Below are 24,393 nucleotides of genomic sequence, written 5' to 3'. Positions count from 1 at the left end.
TACATTTCTAAACCCACGTATGTCTAAACCGCGTATGATCAGTTTTTCTGATACAGATCTTTATACAGACGGCTTTCAAATCGTACTAATGGTACTCGACGAGTACGCTGCTGGTTTTGTGGTACCGCATAAGCAGAGATAAATTGCACAAAAGCCACACGTTGGCCACTGGCGGTTGTGATAAAACCAGCGAGGTTATAGACCCCTTGTAGTGCTCCCGTTTTGGCGGAAACTTTACCATTTACACCAGCCTCATCAAAACCACCACGGTAACGCAAAGTGCCATCATGGCCGGCAAGTGGAAGCATAGAAATAAAATCGAGTTGTTGATCATTTTTTGCGATAAACTGCAAAACTTCCATCATCGTTGCTGGGGTGATCAAGTTATGGCGGGACAAACCAGATCCATCAACCATTACGGTATTGCCAAGGTCGATCCCTGCTTTTTGCTTCAGCACTTGTCTTACCGCATCGGATCCTGAACGCCAAGTTCCTGGAACACCATAATATTCCCGACCGATAGTACGAAAAACAGTATCCGCTATCATATTATCGGATTTTTTTAGCATCACTTTTAGCAAGTCATGCAGTGGTTTAGATTCAGTTTTGACTAACACCTGTGATTGAGGTGCTGGAAATGTGCGTTTTTTCACATGGCCAGTAAGCTCAATACCCGCGGTGGTTAACTCATTTTTGACAATCGCCCCTGAGTAACTCGCTCCATTTTGCACCGCAAAGGCAAGTGGCAAGGGCTCACTGCGTTGAGTTAAGCAACCTGTTAGGGTGTAGCGGTTCAGTTCGCCAGGAACGACGTCAAGCTCGCAATAGCGTGCTTCTGGGGAGCCTTTAGCTAGTGTTTTGACTTCGCTGAACATATTGACAGGGTAAAAACTAGCCGCCTTAATGAATGCATAATCTCCTGCTTTTTCAGCGGGGTAAAGAGAAACTGAAAAACAGTTACGGTCAATAATAGCAGCAGCAGGCGGTGCACTAAAACATTGGGTCATGTCATTCCAAACCCAACCTGGTGCTTTGTCATGGCTAGTAAAAGCAGAAATATCAACAACCAGATCGCCATCAACTTTATGGATCCCAAGCTGCTTTAATGCATTAGCCATATTACGAATTTGTTGGCGGGTTAGTGTTGGGTCACCACTGAAACGGATCACTAAATCGCCAGTCAATGTGTTGTTGCTAAGTTTTGCATCAGTTTCAAAATTGGTGACAAAACGGTAGTCTGGCCCCAGTTGTAACAGGGCGGCAAGAGCGGTCACAACCTTTTGCGTACTTGCAGGTAATGCCATTTGCTGCGCATTATAATCAATTAATGGGGTGCTACTTCCCACTTTTTGCGCGACCAGAGCAAGGTTAGTGCCATCAGGTAAATATTGTTTGTACTCATCAATAGGAATAGCTAGAGCTTGTGCACTGGCTAAGGTTATTCCTAAAGAGATTATCCATTTTCTGGTTAAAGTTAATAATGACATATATTTCACGCATTAGGGTGGACATATAATACATACTAAAGTGTAATGCCTAAGAAAGTAAACGGTGACCCGTTATTAAGTCTCAGTTAAAATAGCGTACATTATGATAAGATAAATGAGTACATAAGTCTGATTGCGTTTTTTTACTAGAACACCCTCGTTTTACGCAGGTGTTCGGTGTACTGTTGTTACAAAATCAGGAAGATACTTGTTTTTAGATAGGATTGAACCGAGGTATTTATTAATGAAACAGATCCCGATGACGGTACTTGGTGCGGATAAGCTAAGAGAAGAGCTTGAATTCCTTAAATCTGTCCGTCGCCCAGAAATTATTGCATCTATTGCAGAAGCGCGTGAGCACGGTGACTTAAAAGAAAATGCAGAATATCATGCAGCACGTGAGCAACAAGGTTTCTGTGAGGGCCGTATTCAAGAAATTGAAGGTAAACTTTCTCACGCTCAAGTGATCGATGTCACTAAAATGGTTAATAACGGTCGCGTTATCTTTGGCGCAACAGTAACAGTATTGAATGTTGATACTGACGAAGAGCTAACGTATCGTATTGTTGGTGATGACGAAGCCGATATTAAGATCAATCTGATTTCTGTGAACTCACCGATAGCACGTGGCTTAGTGGGTAAAGAAGTTGATGATGCGGTCTCGATTAAAACCCCAGGTGGCGATGTCGAGTTCGAAATTCTTAAAGTTGAGTATATCTGATTCCTATTTGCCTGAATTGGTTATATTATTTCCCTGATTTAAAGAAAAAGGCCGCAGGCGGCCTTTTTCACCATATAAAACATGCTTTCAATGGCATTTTTATATAAATGATGAGGGATTATTTAGGTAAAATGATTTTGCGGTCTGCCGAAGGACGGTAGATAACAAGAATTTTACCGATGATTTGTACATTTACTGCACCAGTTTCGCGAACAATCGCATCAGCGATCAAATTTTTAGTATCACGGTCTTCGCCTGCGATCTTGACTTTGATAAGCTCATGATGCGCTAATGAGAGTTCAATCTCAGCTAAAACACCTTCGGTTAAACCATTGTTGCCGATCATAACAACAGGGTTTAAATGGTGAGCGAGACTTTTTAGGTGCTGAATTTGTTTTTTATTAAGATTCATTGATTTTTTGCTTGGTTAGTATTGAAAATGGCTTATTCTACCGCCATCTGATATCTATCACCATCAATTATATCTTTTTGATGGTAAAGAAGCAGCAAGTTAGGTGAAGTTCTTTTAGTATAGTTGGAAAGCACAATGGCCAATAAAAAACGTTCGGCAAGCTCAAGTCGCTGGTTGCAAGAGCATTTTAGTGATAAATATGTTCAGCAAGCACAAAAAAAAGGGCTGCGCTCACGTGCATGGTTTAAGCTGGAGGAAATCCAGCAAGGTGATAAAATTTTTAAACCAGGTATGACCGTTGTTGATTTAGGAGCAGCCCCTGGTGGTTGGTCGCAATACGTTGTTAGCCAAATAGGTCATAATGGGCGGGTTATTGCTTGTGACTTATTGCCGATGGACCCAATCGTTGGTGTTGATTTCCTGCAAGGGGATTTTCGCGACGAAGCCGTTCTCGCCGCTTTGTTAGAACGCGTTGGCGACAAAAAAGTACAGGTGGTCATGTCTGACATGGCGCCAAATATGAGTGGGACACCAGCGGTTGATATTCCTCGCTCTATGTATCTAGTTGAATTAGCATTGGATATGTGCCGTTCTGTATTGGCACCTGGGGGAAGTTTCATTGTTAAAGTGTTTCAGGGAGAAGGCTTTGACGATTACCTTAGGGATATCCGCTCCCTGTTTACGAAAGTAAAAGTTCGTAAACCTGAATCTTCGCGGGCACGATCGCGTGAAGTATACATTGTAGCGACAGGGCTAAAACTATAGTACCCTGAGCGTTATTTGTTAACACAGTTGTAATATGAGGTTAATCCCTTGAGTGACATGGCGAAAAACCTGATTCTCTGGTTAGTCATCGCAGTTGTTCTGATGTCCTTGTTCCAGAGTTTTGGCCCAAGCGATTCGAATAGTCGCAGAGTTGATTATTCAACGTTTATCAATGAGTTAGCCCAGGATCAGGTACGTGAAGTTCGTATCACCGGTCGTGAACTGAACGTCAGAAAGGCTGATAATAGCCGCTATACAACTTATCTTCCTATGCAGGATGAGAAGCTGTTAGACACTATGCTGAATAAGCATGTGACGGTTGTTGGTGAACCACCAGAAGAACCAAGCTTACTGACATCTATTTTTATTTCCTGGTTCCCAATGCTTCTGTTGATTGGTGTCTGGATTTTCTTCATGCGCCAGATGCAAGGCGGTGGCGGCAAGGGGGCAATGTCATTTGGCAAAAGTAAAGCCCGCATGCTGACAGAAGATCAGATCAAAACAACATTTGCAGACGTTGCTGGGTGTGATGAAGCCAAAGAAGAAGTGGGCGAAATCGTAGAGTTTCTGCGTGAACCTGCTCGTTTCCAAAAACTTGGCGGTAAAATTCCAAAAGGCGTCCTGATGGTAGGGCCTCCAGGAACAGGTAAAACATTACTGGCAAAAGCTATCGCTGGTGAGGCAAAAGTGCCATTCTTTACCATTTCCGGTTCTGACTTTGTGGAAATGTTTGTGGGGGTGGGTGCTTCTCGTGTTCGTGACATGTTCGAACAAGCGAAAAAAGCAGCGCCTTGTATCATCTTTATTGATGAGATCGATGCGGTAGGTCGTCAACGTGGTGCAGGTCTTGGTGGTGGTCACGATGAGCGTGAGCAAACACTGAACCAAATGCTGGTTGAGATGGACGGTTTCGAAGGTAACGAGGGTATTATTGTTATCGCAGCAACTAACCGTGCTGACGTACTTGACCCTGCCTTATTACGTCCAGGTCGCTTTGACCGTCAGGTAGTCGTTGGCTTACCAGACGTTCGTGGCCGTGAACAAATTCTGAAAGTGCATATGCGTCGTGTACCTATCGACCCAAGCGTGGATACTTTCATTCTTGCACGTGCAACTCCGGGTTTCTCGGGTGCTGAATTGGCAAACTTGGTTAACGAAGCCGCATTATTTGCAGCACGTGCAAATATGCGTGTCGTTTCCATGGTCGAATTCGAAAAAGCGCGTGACAAAATTTGGATGGGTGCAGAGCGTCGTTCTCTGATGATGACCGAAGAGCAAAAAGAATCAACGGCTTACCATGAAGGTGGTCATATGATTATCGGTCATTTAATGCCAGAGCATGACCCTGTTCACAAGGTTACAATTGTTCCACGTGGCCAAGCGCTGGGGGTGGCATTCTTCTTACCTGAAGGTGATGAAGTTAGCCGTAGCCGCTTGAAACTCGAAGGTATGATTGCGACAGCTTATGCGGGTCGTATTGCGGAAGAGTTGATTTATGGTCGTGAAAAAGTCACTACAGGGGCTTCTTCCGATATTCAGTTCGCAACCAATACTGCACGTAACATGGTAACGCAATGGGGCTTCTCAGACCGTTTAGGTCCAATGCAATACTCGAAAGAAGAAGGTCCTGCGTTCTTAGGTCGTTCTTCAGGTAATGGTTCTGGAATTTCTGATGAAACAGCACGTATTGTTGATGAAGAAATTAAGAAAATTTTAGACCATTGCTACCAACTGGCTTACAAAACACTGGAAGACAATATCGATATTCTGCATGCAACGAAAGATGCATTGCTGAAATATGAAACTATCGATATGCCAATGATTGATGATTTAATGAATCGTCGTCCAGTTCGTGAGCCTGCAGGTTGGGATGAAGACAAAAAAGTCAGTAATGTGACAGGTACATTTGGTAAAGGTGCAGCAAACGCAGCTGAAAAACCTCAATCTGAAGAACCGAAAAACAGTACTGAAGAACCAAGTAAGACAGATAATAGTCATACAGATAATAGTAATAATGCTGATGAATCAAACCCATCAGACAATAACGACAGCAAGCCACAATAAGCGGTCGTGAAATAAAATACGAAGACCCCAGTTCGCTGGGGTTTTTTTCGTTAAGGAAAAATAACAATGCAGATCAAAGCGAGAGGCAGTGTCCTTGACTTATCAACACCTAAGGTGATGGGGATTTTGAATGTTACTCCTGATTCATTTTCAGATGGTGGCACTCATAATCGTTATCAGGATGCGCTTGAACATGTGGCCAAAATGGTTCAACACGGTGCGGCTATCATTGATATCGGAGGTGAATCAACCCGTCCTGGCGCTGCCGAAGTCTCTGTGAATGAGGAACTTGATAGAGTTATCCCTGTGGTTGAAGCGATAGCGCAACGTTTTGATGTGTGGGTTTCAGTCGATACATCTAAAGCACAAGTTATGGCAGAAGCTGCAAATGCAGGTATGCATATCATCAATGATATTCGCTCGCTTCATGAGCCGGATGCATTAGAAGTCGCTGCGAAAACAGGTTTACCCGTGTGTATTATGCATATGCAAGGTCAGCCAAGAACGATGCAAGAAGCACCGAATTATGAAAACGTGGTGCGTGAAGTAAAAGACTATCTTAACGCTGAAATCACCCGATGCGTGACGGCCGGGATTGATAGACAGCAAATTATCCTTGATCCAGGCTTTGGCTTTGGCAAAAACTTGTCGCATAATTACCAGTTATTGGCAAACTTAGAACAATTTCATAATTTCGGACTACCGCTATTGGCAGGGATGTCACGTAAATCTATGATTGGACAATTATTGAATGTTCCACCACAAGAACGCCTCGCAGGCAGCCTAACTTGTGCAGTGATTGCTGCGATGCAAGGGGCACACATCATTCGAGTTCATGATGTCAAAGAAACCGTGCAAGCGATGCAAGTGGTACAGATGACTCTGTCAGAAAAGGAAAAATAAGCGTATGAGCGACCGTAAATATTTTGGTACTGATGGTATTCGTGGCAAAGTGGGCGATAGCCCAATTACCCCTGATTTTGTTTTAAAATTAGGTTGGGCGGCAGGGAAAGTCCTTGCACGTCATGGCTCACGTAAAATTATTATTGGTAAAGATACGCGCATTTCTGGCTATATGTTGGAATCCTCTTTAGAAGCAGGTTTAGCAGCTGCAGGTCTATCTGCATCTTTCACAGGCCCAATGCCAACCCCTGCAGTCGCTTATTTAACACGCACTTTCCGTGCAGAAGCGGGGATTGTGATTTCCGCATCTCATAACCCTTATTATGATAATGGGATCAAATTCTTCTCAATTGATGGAACTAAGCTGCCTGATGAAGTAGAAGAAGCCATTGAAGCTGAAATGGAAAAGCCGATTACCTGCGTTGAGTCAGCAGAGTTAGGTCGTGCAAACCGCATAGTCGATGCTGCAGGCCGTTATATTGAGTTCTGTAAAGGAACGTTCCCAAGCGAACAAAGCCTGTCTAGCTTAAAAATCGTCATTGACTGTGCTAACGGGGCTACTTATCACATCGCACCAAATGTGTTTCGTGAATTAGGGGCTGAAGTCATCACTATTGGTTGCGATCCGAACGGGATCAACATCAATGAAGAATGTGGTGCAACGGATGTTCGTCAGCTACAACAAAAAGTATTAGAAGAAAAAGCCCACGTCGGTTTAGCATTTGATGGTGACGGTGACCGTATTATTATGGTCGACCACCTCGGTGAAAAAGTTGATGGTGACCAAATTCTCTTTATTATTGCTCGCGAAGCGCTACGCCAAGGTCAGCTTAAAGGTGGCGTTATCGGAACCTTGATGAGTAACATGGGGTTAGAAATCGCCCTAAAACAGCTAGGGATCCCTTTTGAGCGTGCAAAAGTGGGCGACCGCTATGTGCTCGAAAAATTACAGGAAAAAGGCTGGCGCATGGGGGCTGAAAACTCAGGTCACGTGATTTTATTAGATAAAACGACTACCGGTGACGGGATTGTAGCGGGCTTGCAAGTATTAAGTGCAATGGTACGTAACCACATGAGCCTACACGACTTATGTAGTGGTATGAAATTATTGCCTCAAGTGCTAGTTAATGTTCGTTTCAAAGGCCAACACGATCCACTACAGAGTGATGCGGTAGTTGCTGCGAACGAAGAAGTTGAAAAACAATTGGCAGGAAAAGGCCGTGTGTTACTGAGAAAATCAGGAACAGAACCGTTAATCCGTGTCATGGTTGAAGGTGAAAACGAAGCTGATGTGACTGCAATGGCAAACCGCATTGCTGATGCCGTAAAAGCAGCTGGCTAAGTTGTTATTGGTGAAGCTGAGCAATATTTTGATGATTTGTTGTTTTTTTCTGCAAATAATCAAATGGAGTCAAAATAGACTTGCTTGTCTGCTCAGCTTTGGTTAGTATTCGCACCTGCTCAATCCCGTAAGAGTGTTTCTTCGCGGTCGAAATGAGTAGGTGTGCAGTGATAAAGGTCATAGCATTACGCTATGCACCGCAACTGAATAGGTAACTCAAATGTATGTAGCTCTTTTAATTATATTCTTGCTAGCGGCTATCGGGCTTATTGGTCTGATCATGTTACAGCAAGGTAAAGGTGCTGACATGGGAGCTTCATTCGGTGCGGGCGCTTCTGCAACACTGTTTGGTTCATCGGGTTCAGGTAACTTCATGACCCGTATGACTGGGATCTTGGCTGCTGTGTTTTTCATCATCAGTTTAATACTTGGCAATATGACTGCCAACAAGTACGGAACTGGTAGTGGTAGTAAGTGGGAAAACATTAGTGAACCTACTAAAGTCGAGCAACCAACAGACGTTCCGGCAGCACCAGCTACACCAACGAGCGATATCCCTCGTTAAGTGTGAAAGATTCCGAATGAAGGCAACTAATGCCATCATTAAGTAGTAAACTCAGTGATGAGTGAGAAGTTAAAATTTGAGGTTATTGATTAAGTATTGATAACCTCGCCTCAGTGCCGAGGTGGTGAAATTGGTATACACGCTACCTTGAGGTGGTAGTGCCTACAAAACGGGCGTACGGGTTCAAGTCCCGTCCTCGGCACCATTATTTTAGATAACTTGTGATTTACAGGTTATCCGTGTAGAATATAACACGTTTTCGAACGCGGGATGGAGCAGCTTGGTAGCTCGTCGGGCTCATAACCCGAAGGTCGTCGGTTCAAATCCGGCTCCCGCAACCATTTCTTATTCAACATACCTTGTCAGTATCGTAGTCTATAGTAGTTATCCGGTGTAGTAATCAAGTGCAGTTATCTAACAGCTCTCAAAATTTCTCATCGATTTCTCTAGATTTTACAGGTATAATAAGAATATGGTGAACCCGTGCACTACAGGGTCCAGTTGCATAAAGCCCCGAATTTCGGGGTTTTTTGTTATTTGACAATCGAATTAACTGGGCTTTTATAGCCCTTTTTTTATGTCTGGGGGTGGGCTTGTCCACATTAGAACAGAAATTAACAGAGATGATCTCAGCACCTGTGGAGGCGCTAGGCTTTGAATTTGTAGGCTTAGAGTTTGTCCGTGGCCGTACATCAACACTGCGTGTCTTCATTGATAGTGAAGAAGGCATCACTGTTGATGATTGTGCTGATGTCAGCCATCAGGTCAGTGCAGTATTGGACGTTGAAGATCCAATTTCTGTCATTTATAACCTGGAAATATCGTCACCAGGGCTTGAGCGTCCATTATTCACCATTGCGCATTACGAGCGTTTTATGGGGGAAGAGGTGGCATTGACTTTGCGTATAGCAATGCAGAACCGCCGTAAGTGGCAAGGAATTATTAAGGCCATAGACGGTGAAATGATTACGGTTACTGTAGATGGTAAGGATGAGGTGTTCGCCCTCGGCAACATCCAGAAAGCTAACTTGGTACCCCACTTTTAATAAAGTTCAATGAGGCAACTAGGATGAATAAAGAAATTCTGGCTGTTGTAGAAGCGGTTTCTAACGAAAAATCCCTCCCTCGTGAAAAAATCTTCGAGGCTCTGGAAACTGCATTAGCGACGGCGACTAAAAAGAAATACGAGCAAGAAATTGATGTCCGTGTGGAAATTGACCGTAAATCAGGTGATTTCGACACGTTCCGTCGTTGGTTAATTGTGGAAGAAGTCACAATGCCAACACGTGAGATTACGTTGGAAGCGGCTCAATACGAAGATCCAGCGCTACAGCTTGGAGAGTACGTCGAAGACCAAATCGAGTCTGTTGTATTTGACCGTATTACCACTCAAACAGCTAAACAAGTTATCGTACAGAAAGTTCGTGAAGCAGAACGTGCGATGGTTGTTGACCAATTCCGTGAGCAACAAGGTGAAATCATCACTGCTCAGGTAAAAAAAGTTAATCGTGAAAATATCACGTTAGATTTAGGCAATAACGCTGAAGCCGTTATTCTGCGTGAAGATATGTTGCCACGTGAAAATTTCCGTCCAGGTGACCGTATCCGCGGAGTCCTGTATGATGTTCGTCCTGAAGCACGCGGCGCACAGCTTTTTGTTACGCGTTCTCGCCCTGAAATGTTGATTGAATTATTCCGCATTGAAGTGCCAGAAATCGGCGAAGAAATTATTGAAATCAAAGCCGCTGCCCGTGATCCAGGTTCTCGTGCAAAAATCGCAGTTAAAACTAATGACAAGCGTATCGACCCAGTTGGTGCTTGTGTTGGTATGCGTGGTGCACGTGTTCAAGCCGTTTCTAGTGAACTAGGCGGCGAAAGAATTGATATTGTGTTATGGGATGATAACCCAGCTCAGTTCGTTATTAATGCTATGGCTCCGGCTGATGTTGCATCTATTGTCGTCGATGAAGACAAATGTACGATGGATGTTGCCGTAGAAAGTAGTAATTTGGCACAAGCCATTGGGCGTAACGGTCAAAACGTGCGTCTGGCAGCTCAATTACTGAAAAAACACCGTGGTGATGACAAATGGGAATTAAATGTCATGACCGCAGAAGAGCTCAATGCAAAACATCAGGCAGAAGCACATGCTTCTATTGATACATTCACCAAGCATCTTGATATTGATGAAGAGTTTGCCACTGCACTTGTTGAAGAAGGCTTCTCGACGTTAGAAGAACTGGCTTACGTGCCTATTAATGAACTTCTGGAAATTGATGGTCTTGACGAAGAGACTGTTGAAGTTCTACGTGAAAGAGCGAAAGCGGCCCTCACCACAATAGAATTGGCTCAAAAAGAGAGCCTAGGTGATAATCAGCCAGCAGAAGATTTATTGAATCTTGAAGGTATGGATCGTACTCTTGCCTATAATTTGGCTACTCGTGGAATCTGTACACTGGAAGATCTTGCTGAGCAGGGCATCGACGACCTGATTGATATTGAAGGTCTGGATGATGAGAAAGCAGGTACGCTCATCATGGCCGCACGTAATATTTGCTGGTTCGGTAACGATGCGTAAACACTGTAGCAGGAAGGAACGGCATGACAGAAACTGTAAAAACATTGGCAACGGAAATTCAAACCACAGTTGATCGCCTGGTACAGCAATTTGCTGAAGCAGGGATCAAAAAAGGTGAGAATGACTCTGTTAGCCAGTCAGAAAAAGAAGCTTTACTGAGCCATTTAAACCGTGAACAAGGCGGGGCAACGGGTCAGCCAAGCAAAATGACACTACAGCGCAAAACTCGTAGTACGCTGAGTGTCCCCGTCACCGGTGGCAAAAGCAAATCGGTAAATGTCGAAGTCCGCAAAAAACGCACTTATGTGAACCGTGATGCTGAAGAAGCAAAAGCGGAAGAGCAGGCGCAGCGTGAAGCGGAAGAGCAGGCACAGCGCGAAGCTGAAGAACTGGCACAACGTCAAGCAGAAGCAAAACGATTAGCAGAAGAAACCGCTAAACGTGAAGCGGAAGAAAAGGCAAAACGTGAAGCCCAAGAGAAAGCAAAACGTGAAGCAGCAGATAAAGCTACGCGCGAAGCAGCGGAAAGAGAAAAAGTGAAACCAAGCGAAAATCAACAAAAGACAGGCAAAGCTGTAGAAAGTAATGCCGACAAACAACGCCGTGAAGCTGAAGCTGCGGAGCTAAAACGTAAAGCTGAAGAAGAAACTCAGCGCAAAGTTGAAGCAGAAGCACGCCGTGTAGCTGAAGAAGCTCGCAAAATGGCAGAAGAAAACGGTGAAAAGTGGACTGCTGAAACGAAAACTGAAGAAGACAGCGATTATCACACGACAACTTCGACGCACGCTCGTGCGGCTGAAGATGAAAGTGATGAGAAAGAAGAAGGCCGTCGTTCACGTAATCGTACTGCAAAAGCACCTCGCCAAAAGAAAGGTAATAAACTTTCTGAAAAAGCAGATCGCGAAGAAGAACGCGCCGCAGGCCGTTCAGGTCGCAGTAAAGGTAAACAACGTAAAGGTAGTTCTTTACAACAAAGCTTTACTAAGCCTGCAGCTGCGGTTAACCGTGATGTTGTGATTGGTGAAACGATCACTGTTGGTGAACTTGCTAATAAAATGGCAGTAAAAGGTTCTCAAGTCATCAAAACGATGATGAAGATGGGCGCAATGGCGACTATCAACCAAGTGATTGACCAAGAAACTGCACAGTTAGTTGCAGAAGAAATGGGCCACAAAGTTATTCTGCGTCGTGAAAACGAATTAGAAGAGTCAGTAATGAATGACCGTGACACAGGCTCTGCAATGCAAGAGCCACGTGCACCAGTTGTTACTATCATGGGTCACGTTGACCACGGTAAAACTTCTTTACTTGACTACATCCGTTCAACGAAAGTGGCGTCAGGCGAAGCGGGTGGTATTACTCAGCACATTGGTGCATACCACGTCCAAACTGACAAAGGTATGATTACCTTCTTAGATACCCCAGGTCACGCCGCGTTTACTTCTATGCGTGCTCGTGGTGCTCAGGCAACAGATATCGTTGTACTGGTTGTTGCTGCGGACGATGGTGTAATGCCACAAACAATCGAAGCTATCCAGCACGCAAAAGCGGCGGGTGTGCCAATCGTAGTTGCAGTGAACAAAATTGATAAGCCAGAAGCTGACATTGACCGTGTAAGAAATGAACTGTCTCAGTACGGTGTTATTTCTGAAGAGTGGGGCGGTGACACTCAATTTATCGGTGTATCTGCGAAAGTGGGTACAGGTATTGACGATTTACTTGATGCGCTGTTGCTGCAAGCTGAAGTATTAGAACTTAAAGCTGTTTATACCGGTATGGCGAGTGGTGTGGTCGTTGAATCTTATCTGGACAAAGGTCGTGGCCCAGTTGCGACAATCTTAGTTCAAGAAGGTACACTGAACAAAGGCGACATCGTCCTGTGTGGTTTCGAATATGGCCGTATTCGTGCGATGCGTAACGAATTAGGTAAAGATGTTCAGTCTGCAGGTCCTTCAATGCCAGTCGAGATTTTAGGTCTGTCTAGCGTACCTTCTGCAGGTGATGAAGCGACAGTTGTACGTGACGAGAAAAAAGCACGTGAAGTTGCCCTGTATCGTCAAGGTAAATTCCGTGATGTTAAACTCGCTCGTCAGCAGAAATCTAAACTGGAAAACATGTTTGCTAACATGGAAGAAGGTAAAGTTTCTGAGCTGAATATCGTTCTGAAAACCGACGTTCAAGGTACTTGTGAAGCGATTACTGACTCTCTAATGAAGCTGTCGACTGATGAAGTTAAAATTAAAATCATCGGTTCTGGTGTTGGTGGTATCACTGAAACTGACGCTACATTAGCAGCGGCATCGAATGCTATCATTTTAGGCTTCAACGTACGTGCAGATGCTTCTGCGCGTCGTGTGATTGAAAGTGAAAGCGTTGACTTACGCTACTACTCTGTTATCTATAGCTTAATTGATGAAATCAAACAAGCGATGAGCGGTATGTTAGCGCCTGAATACAAGCAGCAAATTATTGGTCTTGCAGAAGTTCGTGATGTGTTTAAATCACCGAAATTCGGCGCTGTTGCTGGTTGTATGGTTACTGAAGGTACCATTAAACGTAACAACCCAATCCGTGTCCTGCGTGATAACGTCGTTATCTATGAAGGCGAGTTAGAATCACTGCGTCGCTTTAAAGATGACGTCAGTGAAGTTCGTAACGGCATGGAATGTGGTATCGGCGTTAAGAACTACAATGATGTCCGTGTCGGCGATATGATCGAAGTCTTCGAAATCATTGAAGTTAAACGTTCTATCGACGGTTAATTTTGTGAGTACCCACGAAATGTCGTGGTGACAAACCAGTATGAATGAGGGGGCGCTTGCCCCCTTTATTGTCAGGAGATATAACGATGGCAAAAGAATTCAGTCGTGCACAACGCGTAGCACAAGAGATGCAAAAAGAAATTGCGATCATTTTACAGCGCGAGATCAAAGATCCGCGTATTGGTATGGCTACTGTTTCAGGTGTCGAGTTATCTCGCGACCTTGCATACGGTAAAGTTTTTGTGACTTTCTTCAATATCGCTAATGATAAAAGCGAAGAAGAAATGGTTGCAGATGGCATTAAAGCATTAAATGAAGCGTCTGGTTTTATACGTTCATTAATTGGGAAAGCAATGCGCTTGCGTATTATTCCTGAGTTAACATTTGAATATGATAATTCACTTGTTGACGGTATGCGGATGTCTAATTTAGTGTCAAATGTGATCCGCGATGATGAAAAACGTCGTGCGGATGTTAGTGATAAAGAGGAAAAATAATGGGGCGTCGTCGTAGCGGCCGTAATATTGACGGTGTAGTGCTGCTGGATAAACCCACGGATATTTCTTCAAATGATGCGCTGCAGAAAGTGCGGCGCTTTTTTAATGCCAATAAAGCTGGGCACACGGGGGCACTTGACCCTCTAGCAACAGGAATGTTGCCTGTTTGTCTCGGCGAAGCGACGAAATTTTCCCAGTTTTTACTCGATTCAGATAAACGTTATCGCGTCATTGCTCGTCTTGGGCTGCGTACTGATACGTCAGATTCACATGGCGAAATTATTAGTGAGCGTAACGTAGAGTTTACACAGCAGCAACTGGATGATGCTTTAGAATTTTTCCGTGGTGATACATTACAAGTTCCTTCAATGTATTCAGCGTTGAAACACCAAGGTCGTCCATTGTATGAATATGCGCGTAAAGGTATTACCGTTGAACGTGAAGCTCGTCCAATTACAGTGTATGAATTACAGTTTATTCGTTTAGAAAATAACGAATTAGAACTGGAAATACACTGTTCTAAAGGCACCTATATTCGTACAATTATCGATGATTTAGGTGAGATGTTAGGCTGTGGTGCGCATGTCATTTACCTGCGTCGAGTGCAAGTGGCTAACTATCCTTATGAGCGAATGGTAACATTGGAGCAACTAGCCGCTTTACGGGCAAAAGTCGATGCGGGTGAAGGTTCTTTTGAGTCCTTGCTTGACTCTTTATTATTGCCAATGGATACCGCAGTTGTTCATTTTCCAGCAGTAAATATTACAGAAGAAACAGCGGCTTATTTCAAACAGGGTCAACCTGTGAGAGCCGCAGTCCAAACCCTTGAAGAGGGTTGTATGGTACGTGTCACCTGCGGTGAAGCGCAACGGTTTATCGGTATTGCTCTTATCAGCGAAGATGGCCGACTTGCACCGAAGCGTTTGGTCGTGGAAAATGAACCGTCCGCATAGTGGCGCTTATTGCTTTGCTGCCTTAAGCAGCGTAGAATAGCGGCGCTTAATCTTGAGATGCTAAATTAGAGATTGGCTCTCATCACTTACATTAATCATTTTGGAGTTTATTATGTCTCTAAGTAATGAAGCGAAAGCTAAAATCGTTGCTGAGTTCGGCCGCGGTGAAAATGACACTGGTTCAAGCGAAGTTCAAATCGCTCTGCTGACTGCACAAATCAACCACCTGCAAAGCCACTTTGCAGAGCACAAAAAAGATCACCACAGCCGTCGTGGTCTGCTGCGTATGGTTGCTCAGCGTCGTCGCTTACAAGCTTACTTGAAAGGTAAAGATATCGCGCGCTACACTGCTCTTATCGAGCGTTTAGGTCTGCGTCGTTAATCTTGTCAGTTTCAGGGGAAAGGGGCCAAATGGCCCCTTTTCTTCTAAAAGTTATTTTGAAAGTTGAAGTAATACTCGAATTATACTTAACTTAAATGCTAAGCTATAAGTCGTAGTAAGCAGTTTTATTAATGCCTCTTCGCTACATCCGATTCGCGCGGCTAATGAGAGAATTGATCACGGGAATATCAGTATTCTCATTAGTCGCGAGGCTGTAGTAGGAAGAGTAAGCCAATGCACCCTGAGAATCTCAAGGTGCCTTACAAAAAGGGTAATATAGTGTTAAATCCTATTGTTCGTAAATTCCAATATGGTCAACATACTGTTTCGATTGAAACAGGTATGATTGCACGCCAAGCATCTGCTGCTGTTATGGTTAACATGGATGACACTGCAGTATTTGTAACTGCAGTTGCACAGAAGAAAGTGAAAGAAGGCCAAGACTTCTTCCCTTTAACGGTTAACTATCAAGAACGTACATATGCAGCGGGCCGTATCCCGGGAAGTTTCTTCCGTCGTGAAGGTCGTCCTGGTGAAGGCGAAACGTTAATCGCACGTTTGATTGACCGTCCTCTGCGTCCTCTGTTCCCAGAAGGTTTTTACAACGAAATTCAAATCATTGCGACCGTTGTCTCTGTTAACCCACAAGTTAACCCAGATATCGTTGCGATGATCGGTGCATCTGCGGTATTAGCGCTGTCTGGTGTTCCATTCAATGGCCCAATCGGTGCGGCTCGTGTTGGTTTTATCAACGACCAATATGTTCTGAACCCAACAGCGGACGAGCTGAAAAATAGCCGTTTAGACTTAGTGGTTGCAGGTACTGATAACGCGGTATTAATGGTTGAATCTGAAGCTGATTTATTAAGTGAAGAACAAATGTTAGGTGCGGTGGTATTCGGCCACGATCAACAACAAGTTGTTATTCAGAATATCAATGAATTAGTGAAAGAAGCCGGTAAAGAGAAATGGGATTGGCAGCCAGAGCCAGTTAACCAAGCTCTGAACGACCGTGTTGCTGCATTAGCAGAAAGCCGCATGGGTGATGCATACCGCATTACCGAGAAACAAGAACGTTACGCACAAGTTGACTTAATCAAAGAAGAAGTCACTGCGGTATTAGTTGCAGAAGATGAAAACGTTGATGTTTCTGAAGTGGGTGATATTTTAGCTAACTTAGAAAAACAAGTGGTTCGTAGCCGTGTTATTCGTGGTGAGCCACGTATCGATGGCCGCGAAAAAGATATGGTCCGTGCACTGGATGTACGTACTGGTGTTCTGCCACGTACTCACGGTTCTGCGTTGTTCACTCGTGGTGAAACTCAGGCGTTAGTGACTGCAACATTAGGTACAGAGCGTGATGCACAGGTTATCGACCAATTAATGGGCGAGTACACTGACCGTTTCTTGTTCCACTACAACTTCCCTCCATATTCTGTCGGTGAAACCGGCATGGTCGGTTCACCAAAACGTCGTGAAATTGGCCATGGCCGTTTAGCGAAACGCGGTGTGTTAGCTGTTATGCCTGACCACGCAGATTTCCCATACACCGTACGTGTGGTGTCTGAGATTACTGAATCTAACGGCTCGTCTTCAATGGCGTCTGTTTGTGGTGCGTCTCTGGCTCTGATGGATGCTGGTGTACCAATTAAAGCAGCGGTTGCTGGTATTGCCATGGGTCTGGTAAAAGAAGGCAACGACTTCGTTGTTCTGTCCGATATCTTAGGTGATGAAGACCACTTAGGTGATATGGACTTTAAAGTAGCTGGTAGCCGTGAAGGTATCAGCGCACTGCAAATGGACATCAAAATCGAAGGTATCACTAGTGAGATCATGCAAGTTGCATTAAACCAAGCAAAAGGTGCGCGTTTGCACATTCTTGGTACGATGGAACAAGCAATCAATGGTCCACGTGAAGAAATCTCTGAATTTGCTCCACGTATTTACACTATCCGCATCAACCCAGACAAAATCAAAGATGTCATCGGTAAAGGTGGTTCTGTGATCCGTGCGTTAACGGAAGAGACAGGCACAACAATCGAAATCGAAGATGACGGTACTGTGAAGATTGCAGCAACGGATGGCATAAAAGCGAAAGAAGCTATTCGTCGTATCGAAGACATTACTGCAGAAGTTGAAGTGGGCCGCATTTACCCAGGTAAAGTAACTCGCATCGTCGACTTTGGTGCATTTGTTGCTATCGGTGGCGGTAAAGAAGGTCTGGTTCATATTTCTCAAATCGCGGACAAACGTGTTGAGAAAGTGACTGATTACCTGCAAATGGGTCAAGAAGTTCCTGTTAAAGTATTGGAAATCGACCGTCAAGGGCGTATCCGTCTTAGCATGAAAGAAGCGGTAGCAACTGAAGAACAAGCAGCGCAACCGCAGGACTCAGCAGAGTAAGCTGGCCTAACAGCGCTCTATTAAGTTAGGGCGCTATCAGCCTAAGTTTGCTGAAACCATAATTTGTAAAGCGTGGTAATGTAAGGGCGGAGTATGTTGAACAGTATCTGTCTTCGGGTGAGAGATTATCGCACGTTACCGCGTGTGCTCTTGGCGCTTATCTTTTTTGTTATTATTGGATGTAGTAGCAAAGATTGGCGAAAGAACGAGGTATTTGCCGTTCCACTTCAACCTTCATTGCAACAAGAAGTGATACTGGCTCGTATGGAACAAATCCTTGCGAGCCGGTCTTTAACCGATGATGAATACGCACAGCTTTTATATGAGCGCGGTGTGTTGTATGATAGTCTCGGTTTAAGGGCGCTGGCGCGTAATGATTTTTCAACTGCGTTAGCCATTCGTCCTGATATTCCTGAAGTTTTTAATTTTTTAGGGATATATTTTACGCAGGCAGGGAATTATGATGCTGCCTATGAAGCGTTTGATTCTGTTTTAGAGCTTGATCCAACTTACAATTTCGCGCGAATGAATCGTGGCATCGCATTATATTACGGTGAACGATACAAACTAGCGCAGGATGATCTGCTGGCGTATTATCAGATAGATCCAAATGATCCTTTTCGTACTCTGTGGCTTTATCTCGTAGAGAAAGACATAGACCCGCGTATGGCGCAAGATAATCTTGCCGCCCGCTACAACCAAGCGGAGAAAGGGCAATGGGGCTGGAATATCGTAGAATTCTATCTTGGCAACATCAATGAAACGACATTGATGGAGCGTTTGAAAGAAACATCTACGGATAACACTTCGCTCGCTGAGCATCTCAGTGAAACTAACTTCTATTTAGGTAAACATTACCTAAGTCTGGGGGATAAGAATAGCGCAGTTGCGTTATTCAAACTGACGGTGGCTAACAACGCTCACAGCTTTGTTGAACACCGCTATGCATTGTTGGAATTGGCGCTGTTAGGCCAAGAACAAGACGACCTTTTAGAATCGGGCCAGCAATAGCTGACGAACATTTCACGATATTTTTTTAAGTCATCATCCCTCGGGGTGACGGCCTATTTGTTCGTTTAATAAACACAATTTGAGCCAGTTCACATTTTAAATGAAAATGACCGAAATGATTTTCCCATGGTTATGTAAACTGGCTGCCATTAAGTATGAGGCACCTTTACATGACTACTGAGACCGATATTTCTTTTGCTGAGTTAGGTTTATCAGCATCTATTTTGACAGCACTGAATGACCTGGGATATGAAAAACCATCTCCAATCCAGCAACAATGTATTCCATTGTTAATGGATGGCAATGATGTTTTAGGTATGGCACAAACGGGTAGCGGCAAAACGGCTGCATTTAGTTTGCCATTACTGCATAACATCGACCCAGATTTAAAAGCTCCGCAAATTTTAGTACTTGCTCCAACTCGTGAGTTGGCTGTTCAAGTGGCGGAAGCAATGAGCGATTTCTCTAAACATATGAACCGCGTTAACGTTGTTGCCCTGTATGGTGGTCAACGTTATGACGTACAATTACGTGCACTGCGCCAAGGACCACAAATTGTTGTGGGTACACCGGGTCGCCTTCTTGATCACTTAAAACGTGGCACGTTAGATCTTTCTAAATTAAAAGGCTTAGTCTTAGACGAAGCTGATGAAATGCTGCGTATGGGCTTCATTGAAGATGTTGAAAACATCATGAGCCAAATTCCAGCTGAGCACCAAACTGCGCTGTTCTCTGCAACAATGCCTGAGCCAATTCGTCGTATTACACGTCGTTTTATGAAAGACCCGAAAGAAATTCGTATTCAGGCTAGCATTACCACTCGTCCAGACATTGCTCAGAGCTATTGGACAGTGTATGGCATGCGTAAAAATGAAGCATTAGTACGTTTCTTAGAAGCGGAAGACTTCGATGCAGCGATTATTTTCGTGCGTACCAAAAATGCGACATTAGAAGTGGCTGAAGCGTTAGAACGCAATGGCTACAACAGTGCTGCACTTAATGGTGACATGAACCAAGCACTGCGTGAGCAAACTTTAGAGCGCTTAAAAGATGGTCGTTTAGATATCTTGATCGCAACTGACGTTGCAGCACGTGGTCTGGACGTTGAGCGTATTAGTTTAGTTGTTAACTATGACATCCCAATGGATGCTGAGTCTTACGTTCACCGTATTGGTCGTACAGGTCGTGCAGGCCGTGCAGGTCGTGCGTTACTGTTCGTTGAGAACCGTGAACGTCGTCTGCTGCGTAATGTTGAACGCACGATGAAACTGACTATCCCTGAAGTTGAATTACCAGATGCAGATCTGTTGAGCCAACGTCGTCAGGCGAAATTTGCTGAGAAAATTCAACAGCAATTAGAAAGCAGCGATTTAGACCAATATCGTTCACTGTTAGCGAAAATGTCTCCATCAGAAGATGTCGACATGGAAACATTGGCAGCGGCATTATTAAAAATGGCTCAAGGTGAGCGTGCACTGATCCTGCCACCTGATGCGCCACGTCGTCCACGTCGTGAATTTAATGACCGTGATGACCGTCGTGGTGGTGATCGTCGTGACCGTAACAGCAACGGCAATGGTTTTGACCGTGCTGAGCGCGGTGAGCGTGGCGGTCGTCGTGAGCGTCGTGATGTGGGTGACATGGAAATGTACCGTATTGAAGTTGGCCGTGATGATGGTGTGGAAGTTCGTCACATTGTTGGGGCGATTGCTAACGAAGCGGATATCAGCAGCCGTTATATCGGTAATATCAAATTGTACGGAACTCACTCGACAATTGAATTACCAAAAGGCATGCCAACTGACGTGTTAACACATTTAAGTCGCGCACGTATTTTGAATAAACCTACTCAAATGCAGCTGATCGGTGATGCACAACCGTTCGAACGTCGCGGTGGCGGTGAGCGTCGTGGTGGTCCACGTCGTGAAGGCGGTAGCGAAGGTGGTTTCGGGGCAGGTCGTCGTAATGACCGTGGTGGTGAGCGCGGTGGCGAACGTCGTGGCGGTGGTGAGCGCCGTGGCGGTGGTAACCGTGACCGTGGTAACTCTGCTCCACGCCAAGATGGCACCAATGCGGCACCTCGTCGTCGTAGCAGCAGCCATAACGCGTAATTGCTAGGTTTTAGGGAATTTAATTCCTAATAAATGAAAACCCGTATTTCTTGGAAATGCGGGTTTTTTTGTTGCCTTAAAAATGAACGATACAGATTGCCTTCAAAAATAGCACTTGCTACTATAGTAATGAGTACTACATGGAGAGTAGTTGTGGCGTTCTATAAAATTTCATCATTTAAGCGAAGCACTAAAAAAATCAATATAAAAGATAAACAGTTACTTAAGGCTGCAAATGAAGTTTTACAGGGGTTTTATGAGGCAGACTTAGGGAGCGGTGTAATTAAAAAAAGGATCGCGATTAATGGGAAAGGGAAAAGTGGTGGGATCAGAGTTATTATCTTCTTTAAAGCAAGCCACCATCTCTTTTTTGCTGATGGGTGGGATAAAAGTAATATAAGTTCCAAAGGAGCAAAGGAAATTGCAGAAGATGAGTTAGATGCATATAAGGGCCTATCTCGACTTTTTCTTAGCTATACGGATGATAAAATTGCTGATTTAGTTTTGTGTAATATTTTGGAGGAACTTACTGATGAGCAATAAATTAGAAAACATGCTTGAGCTAGCTAAAGAATTACATAATGTTGATGCGGCACCAGAAAGTTTAGTTAATGATTTAGAAAGGAAAGTTAGAGCTCGAAATATAAATAAAAAAATAAAAGTTATACCTATGATGAGTGGTGCACAAATAAAGCAACTCCGTGCTCAATATGGAATGTCGCAAGCAACATTAGCTTTAGTTTTAGGTATGTCTAAGGAAAGCGTTTCTAAGTGGGAAAGAGAAGAAAAAAAACCCAGCGGCCCAGCTCTTCGCATGTTACATCTTATAGAGCAACGAGGGCCTGAGATTTTAATTATTTAGTAATTCAAACCAAGCCCAGTGCCTCTTTCAGTGGTTTGAGGTAACGACGGCTGACAGGTATATGTTCACCGGAACTAAGTACTAACTCTGCTTGCCCACTATCACCAAACAGAATTTCATTTAGCTGAGTCATATTGACCAAATATTGGCGATGGCAGCGCACTAATGGTGTGCGCATTTCTAATGTGCGCAAGGTGAGCTCAGTAAAGCCTTCTTGCCCTTGCGTGCTCATCACATACACACCACTCATACGCGAAGTGGCATATAGCACCTCATCAAGCTTCATTAAGTAAATGCGGCTGTGACCTGTGCATGGAATAAATTTTAGCGGTTCGTTATTGGCTAGAAGTTCAAGGTTCTGCTTTTGCTTACCTTGACGTAAGCGATTCAAGGTTTTTTCCAGTCGCTCCGTTTCAAGCGGCTTTAACAAGTAATCAAATGCATGTTCTTCAAAAGCCTGAATGGCAAATTCATTAAAAGCGGTAAGAAACACAATATAGGGGCGGTCTTCTGGGTCTAACATGCGCACCATTTCAAGGCCTGTTAAGCGTGGCATTTGAATATCCAGAAAAACCACATCAGGCTTTTTTTTGTGGATCATTCCAATTGCTTCAATCGCATTGGCGCATTCACCAATAATTTCAATATCATCGTGCTCTTCGAGTAGGCAACGCACGTTTTCACGTGCCAGAGGTTCGTCATCAACAATCAATACATTCATAGAGGTAATTTTATCATTATTATGTTGTAGCCAAATAAGGCAGGCGAATTTTCATTCGAGTGAATTTTTCCGGCTCATGTTCTACACTGATACCATATTGTTCGCCATATTTTAAACGTAAGCGTTTATCGACTAAGCCCATCCCTAAGCCATCACTTTGCTTCGCTGGTTGGTAGAGCCCCGCGTTATCTTCTATTTCAATATAGACGTGCTTGCTACCGATATAACTGCGTATTGTAATATATCCAGTCTCTAATAACTGTGAGGTACCGTGTTTAATTGCATTTTCAACAAGGGGTTGCAAGGTAAATGCAGGAAGTTCAACCTGTTTAACTTCCTCAGGAATTTCGATATGGATCTGTAAGTTTTCTTGAAAACGGGCTTTCTCTATCTGCAAATAGGCGTTGATATGTTCAATTTCTTCACCAAGCGTGGCATTTTGTTCAGGCCGTTTTAAATTATTGCGAAAAAATGTCGAAATATACTGCACAAGCTGGCCTGCTTGCTGGCTATCTTTGCGGATCACAGCTTGCAGCGTGTTGAGCACATTGAACAAAAAGTGAGGGTTCACTTGCGCATGAAGTAACTTCACTTCTGACTGTAAAAGTGATTGTTTATTGCGCTCATATTGGCCCGCTAAAATTTGTGCAGAAAATAAGCTAGCGATCCCTTCACCTAGGGTCCGGTTTATGGAACTAAACAGGCTATTTTTCGCTTCATACAGTTTTATTGTGCCAATGACCTTTTCGTTTTCCCCACGTAATGGGATCACTAATGCAGAACCGAGCTTGCAGGTAGGGCTTAATGAACATTTATACGGGGTTTCATTACCGTCAGCATATACAACTTCATTATTTTCAATGGCTTGTCTTGATTGAATGGATGAGATCGGTGTTCCGGGCCGATGGTGATCAGCACCAATACCAATAAATGCGAGTATTTTTTCACGATCAGTAATAGCAACGGCACCAATTTCTAATTCTTGATAAATAATCTTAGCGACTTTCATACTGTTGTCAGCATTGAAGCCTTTACGCAGAATTCCTTCAGTAGTTAAGGCGATTTTTAGCGCCTGAGCAGAGAATGCAGTGGTGTATTTTTCAACAATAGCGCGGCGGTCGAGTAAAATACGAATAAACATGGCTGCGCCAATCGTGTTCGCGATAACCATCGGTGCCGCGATATTTTTAACGAGTTCGAGGGCTTCATCGAAAGGTTTTGCTAACAACAAAATAATTAGCATCTGTATGATTTCAGCAATAAAAGTGACACAGCTGGCGATCACAGGGTTAAAAATTTTATTAATTTCGCCACGTTTCATAAAGTGACGATGAACTAGCCCACCAATCAACCCTTCAACAATCGTTGAGACCATACAGGCAAAGGCGCTCATGCCACCCAATGAGTAACGATGTAATCCGCCAGTAAAACCGACGGCAAAGCCTACCGCAGGGCCACCTAATAAGCCACCAAGTACGGCACCAATGGCGCGAGTATTCGCAATAGAATCATTGATATGCAAACCAAAATAAGTACCGATAATGCAAAATACTGAAAAAATTAGGTAGCACATTACCTTGTGAGGTAAGCGGATGGTAACTTTAAGTAAGGGGATAACCAGCGGGGTGCGACTGAGGACCCATGCGATCACTAAGTAGACGCACATTTGCTGGAGGAGGAGTAATATTAAGTCAAATTCGTACATGCTCGTCATATTTCACATTCTGGGGGTGTTGACTGCGTTCAGCTCCTTGGGTCACATACTTGTGTATGCTCCCCAAGCTATCTTCTCTTGTCGCCTACCCACAATGCGAACTATTTAGAGCATGGCTCGTCACATTTCACATTCTGGGA

The 24,393-nt window shown here is 44.0% G+C and carries 21 protein-coding genes and 2 tRNA genes; 19 read left to right on the top strand and 4 right to left on the bottom strand.

Features of this window, described 5'->3' with window-relative positions; genetic code table 11:
- Positions 1-38 precede the first annotated feature (38 nt).
- Positions 39-1,487, bottom strand: coding sequence for a serine-type D-Ala-D-Ala carboxypeptidase (gene dacB / locus PR809_RS10085; RefSeq protein WP_102138214.1), 1,449 nt, complete (start codon positions 1,485-1,487; stop codon positions 39-41).
- Positions 1,488-1,731: 244 nt separating this feature from the next.
- On the opposite strand from dacB, the gene greA reads away from it, so the two are divergent.
- Complete coding sequence (greA, locus tag PR809_RS10080) at positions 1,732-2,208, top strand: transcription elongation factor GreA (protein WP_004905916.1); 477 nt, start codon at positions 1,732-1,734, stop codon at positions 2,206-2,208.
- Between the two features lie 118 nt (positions 2,209-2,326).
- Here greA and yhbY read toward each other — a convergent pair whose 3' ends face one another.
- On the bottom strand, positions 2,327-2,620 hold the full coding sequence (gene yhbY, locus PR809_RS10075) for a ribosome assembly RNA-binding protein YhbY (protein WP_004905914.1): 294 nt from the start codon (positions 2,618-2,620) through the stop codon (positions 2,327-2,329).
- A 135-nt stretch (positions 2,621-2,755) separates the two neighbouring features.
- Between yhbY and rlmE the strand changes: the two genes are divergently transcribed.
- The 18 genes from rlmE to PR809_RS09985 all read left to right on the top strand — a co-directional run bounded on the left by rlmE (position 2,756) and on the right by PR809_RS09985 (position 21,818).
- Positions 2,756-3,385, top strand: a complete 630-nt coding sequence (rlmE, locus tag PR809_RS10070) for a 23S rRNA (uridine(2552)-2'-O)-methyltransferase RlmE (protein ID WP_102138213.1) — start codon at positions 2,756-2,758, stop codon at positions 3,383-3,385.
- Positions 3,386-3,442: 57 nt separating this feature from the next.
- The gene (gene ftsH, locus PR809_RS10065; RefSeq protein WP_102138212.1) at positions 3,443-5,449 is read left to right on the top strand and encodes an ATP-dependent zinc metalloprotease FtsH; all 2,007 of its coding nucleotides are present in this window, start codon (positions 3,443-3,445) and stop codon (positions 5,447-5,449) included.
- Between the two features lie 66 nt (positions 5,450-5,515).
- A complete protein-coding gene (folP, locus tag PR809_RS10060; RefSeq protein WP_102138211.1) occupies positions 5,516-6,352 on the top strand; it encodes a dihydropteroate synthase in 837 nt (278 codons plus the stop codon).
- Positions 6,353-6,356: 4 nt separating this feature from the next.
- Positions 6,357-7,694: a phosphoglucosamine mutase gene (glmM, locus tag PR809_RS10055; protein WP_166264004.1), complete on the top strand. Its 1,338-nt coding sequence runs from the start codon at positions 6,357-6,359 to the stop codon at positions 7,692-7,694.
- Positions 7,695-7,914: 220 nt separating this feature from the next.
- On the top strand, positions 7,915-8,259 hold the full coding sequence (secG, locus tag PR809_RS10050) for a preprotein translocase subunit SecG (protein ID WP_004905902.1): 345 nt from the start codon (positions 7,915-7,917) through the stop codon (positions 8,257-8,259).
- 115 nt (positions 8,260-8,374) lie between these two features.
- Positions 8,375-8,464: transfer RNA gene (locus PR809_RS10045), tRNA-Leu, on the top strand.
- Positions 8,465-8,523: 59 nt separating this feature from the next.
- Positions 8,524-8,600, top strand: a tRNA-Met gene (locus PR809_RS10040).
- Positions 8,601-8,852: 252 nt separating this feature from the next.
- On the top strand, positions 8,853-9,305 hold the full coding sequence (gene rimP / locus PR809_RS10035; RefSeq protein WP_036958775.1) for a ribosome maturation factor RimP: 453 nt from the start codon (positions 8,853-8,855) through the stop codon (positions 9,303-9,305).
- A gap of 23 nt (positions 9,306-9,328) precedes the next feature.
- On the top strand, positions 9,329-10,837 hold the full coding sequence (nusA, locus tag PR809_RS10030; RefSeq protein ID WP_004905898.1) for a transcription termination factor NusA: 1,509 nt from the start codon (positions 9,329-9,331) through the stop codon (positions 10,835-10,837).
- A gap of 23 nt (positions 10,838-10,860) precedes the next feature.
- The gene (gene infB, locus PR809_RS10025; RefSeq protein ID WP_195697863.1) at positions 10,861-13,599 is read left to right on the top strand and encodes a translation initiation factor IF-2; all 2,739 of its coding nucleotides are present in this window, start codon (positions 10,861-10,863) and stop codon (positions 13,597-13,599) included.
- Positions 13,600-13,685: 86 nt separating this feature from the next.
- On the top strand, positions 13,686-14,096 hold the full coding sequence (rbfA, locus tag PR809_RS10020) for a 30S ribosome-binding factor RbfA (RefSeq protein WP_004905894.1): 411 nt from the start codon (positions 13,686-13,688) through the stop codon (positions 14,094-14,096).
- Complete coding sequence (gene truB, locus PR809_RS10015; RefSeq protein WP_206276270.1) at positions 14,096-15,049, top strand: tRNA pseudouridine(55) synthase TruB; 954 nt, start codon at positions 14,096-14,098, stop codon at positions 15,047-15,049. The genes rbfA and truB overlap by 1 nt, the downstream gene beginning before the upstream one ends.
- A 112-nt stretch (positions 15,050-15,161) precedes the next feature.
- Complete coding sequence (gene rpsO / locus PR809_RS10010) at positions 15,162-15,431, top strand: 30S ribosomal protein S15 (protein WP_004905890.1); 270 nt, start codon at positions 15,162-15,164, stop codon at positions 15,429-15,431.
- 279 nt (positions 15,432-15,710) lie between these two features.
- Complete coding sequence (gene pnp, locus PR809_RS10005) at positions 15,711-17,834, top strand: polyribonucleotide nucleotidyltransferase (RefSeq protein ID WP_102138266.1); 2,124 nt, start codon at positions 15,711-15,713, stop codon at positions 17,832-17,834.
- A gap of 93 nt (positions 17,835-17,927) precedes the next feature.
- Positions 17,928-18,845, top strand: coding sequence for a lipoprotein NlpI (gene nlpI, locus PR809_RS10000; protein WP_229597492.1), 918 nt, complete (start codon positions 17,928-17,930; stop codon positions 18,843-18,845).
- Between the two features lie 170 nt (positions 18,846-19,015).
- Complete coding sequence (locus tag PR809_RS09995) at positions 19,016-20,956, top strand: DEAD/DEAH family ATP-dependent RNA helicase (RefSeq protein ID WP_102138207.1); 1,941 nt, start codon at positions 19,016-19,018, stop codon at positions 20,954-20,956.
- Between the two features lie 33 nt (positions 20,957-20,989).
- Positions 20,990-21,499, top strand: coding sequence for a type II toxin-antitoxin system RelE/ParE family toxin (locus PR809_RS09990; protein ID WP_311136305.1), 510 nt, complete (start codon positions 20,990-20,992; stop codon positions 21,497-21,499).
- Positions 21,489-21,818 (top strand): helix-turn-helix domain-containing protein, encoded by a 330-nt coding sequence (locus PR809_RS09985; protein ID WP_102138206.1) that lies wholly within the window; start codon positions 21,489-21,491, stop codon positions 21,816-21,818. Before PR809_RS09990 ends, PR809_RS09985 begins: the two co-directional genes overlap by 11 nt.
- A 4-nt stretch (positions 21,819-21,822) precedes the next feature.
- On the opposite strand, the gene btsR is transcribed toward PR809_RS09985, so the two are convergent.
- Positions 21,823-22,539 carry a two-component system response regulator BtsR gene (btsR, locus tag PR809_RS09980; protein WP_102138205.1) on the bottom strand — a complete coding sequence of 239 codons (717 nt, stop codon included), beginning with the start codon at positions 22,537-22,539 and terminating at the stop codon, positions 21,823-21,825.
- Between the two features lie 19 nt (positions 22,540-22,558).
- Positions 22,559-24,244: a sensor histidine kinase gene (locus PR809_RS09975; RefSeq protein WP_102138263.1), complete on the bottom strand. Its 1,686-nt coding sequence runs from the start codon at positions 24,242-24,244 to the stop codon at positions 22,559-22,561.
- Between the last annotated feature and the right edge of the window lie 149 nt (positions 24,245-24,393).

Source organism: Providencia sp. PROV201 (assembly GCF_028479545.1).
Taxonomy (GTDB): domain Bacteria; phylum Pseudomonadota; class Gammaproteobacteria; order Enterobacterales; family Enterobacteriaceae; genus Providencia; species Providencia huaxiensis.
Note: the sequence above shows the minus strand (reverse complement) of the source record. Positions and strands in the feature narration are given on the sequence as shown.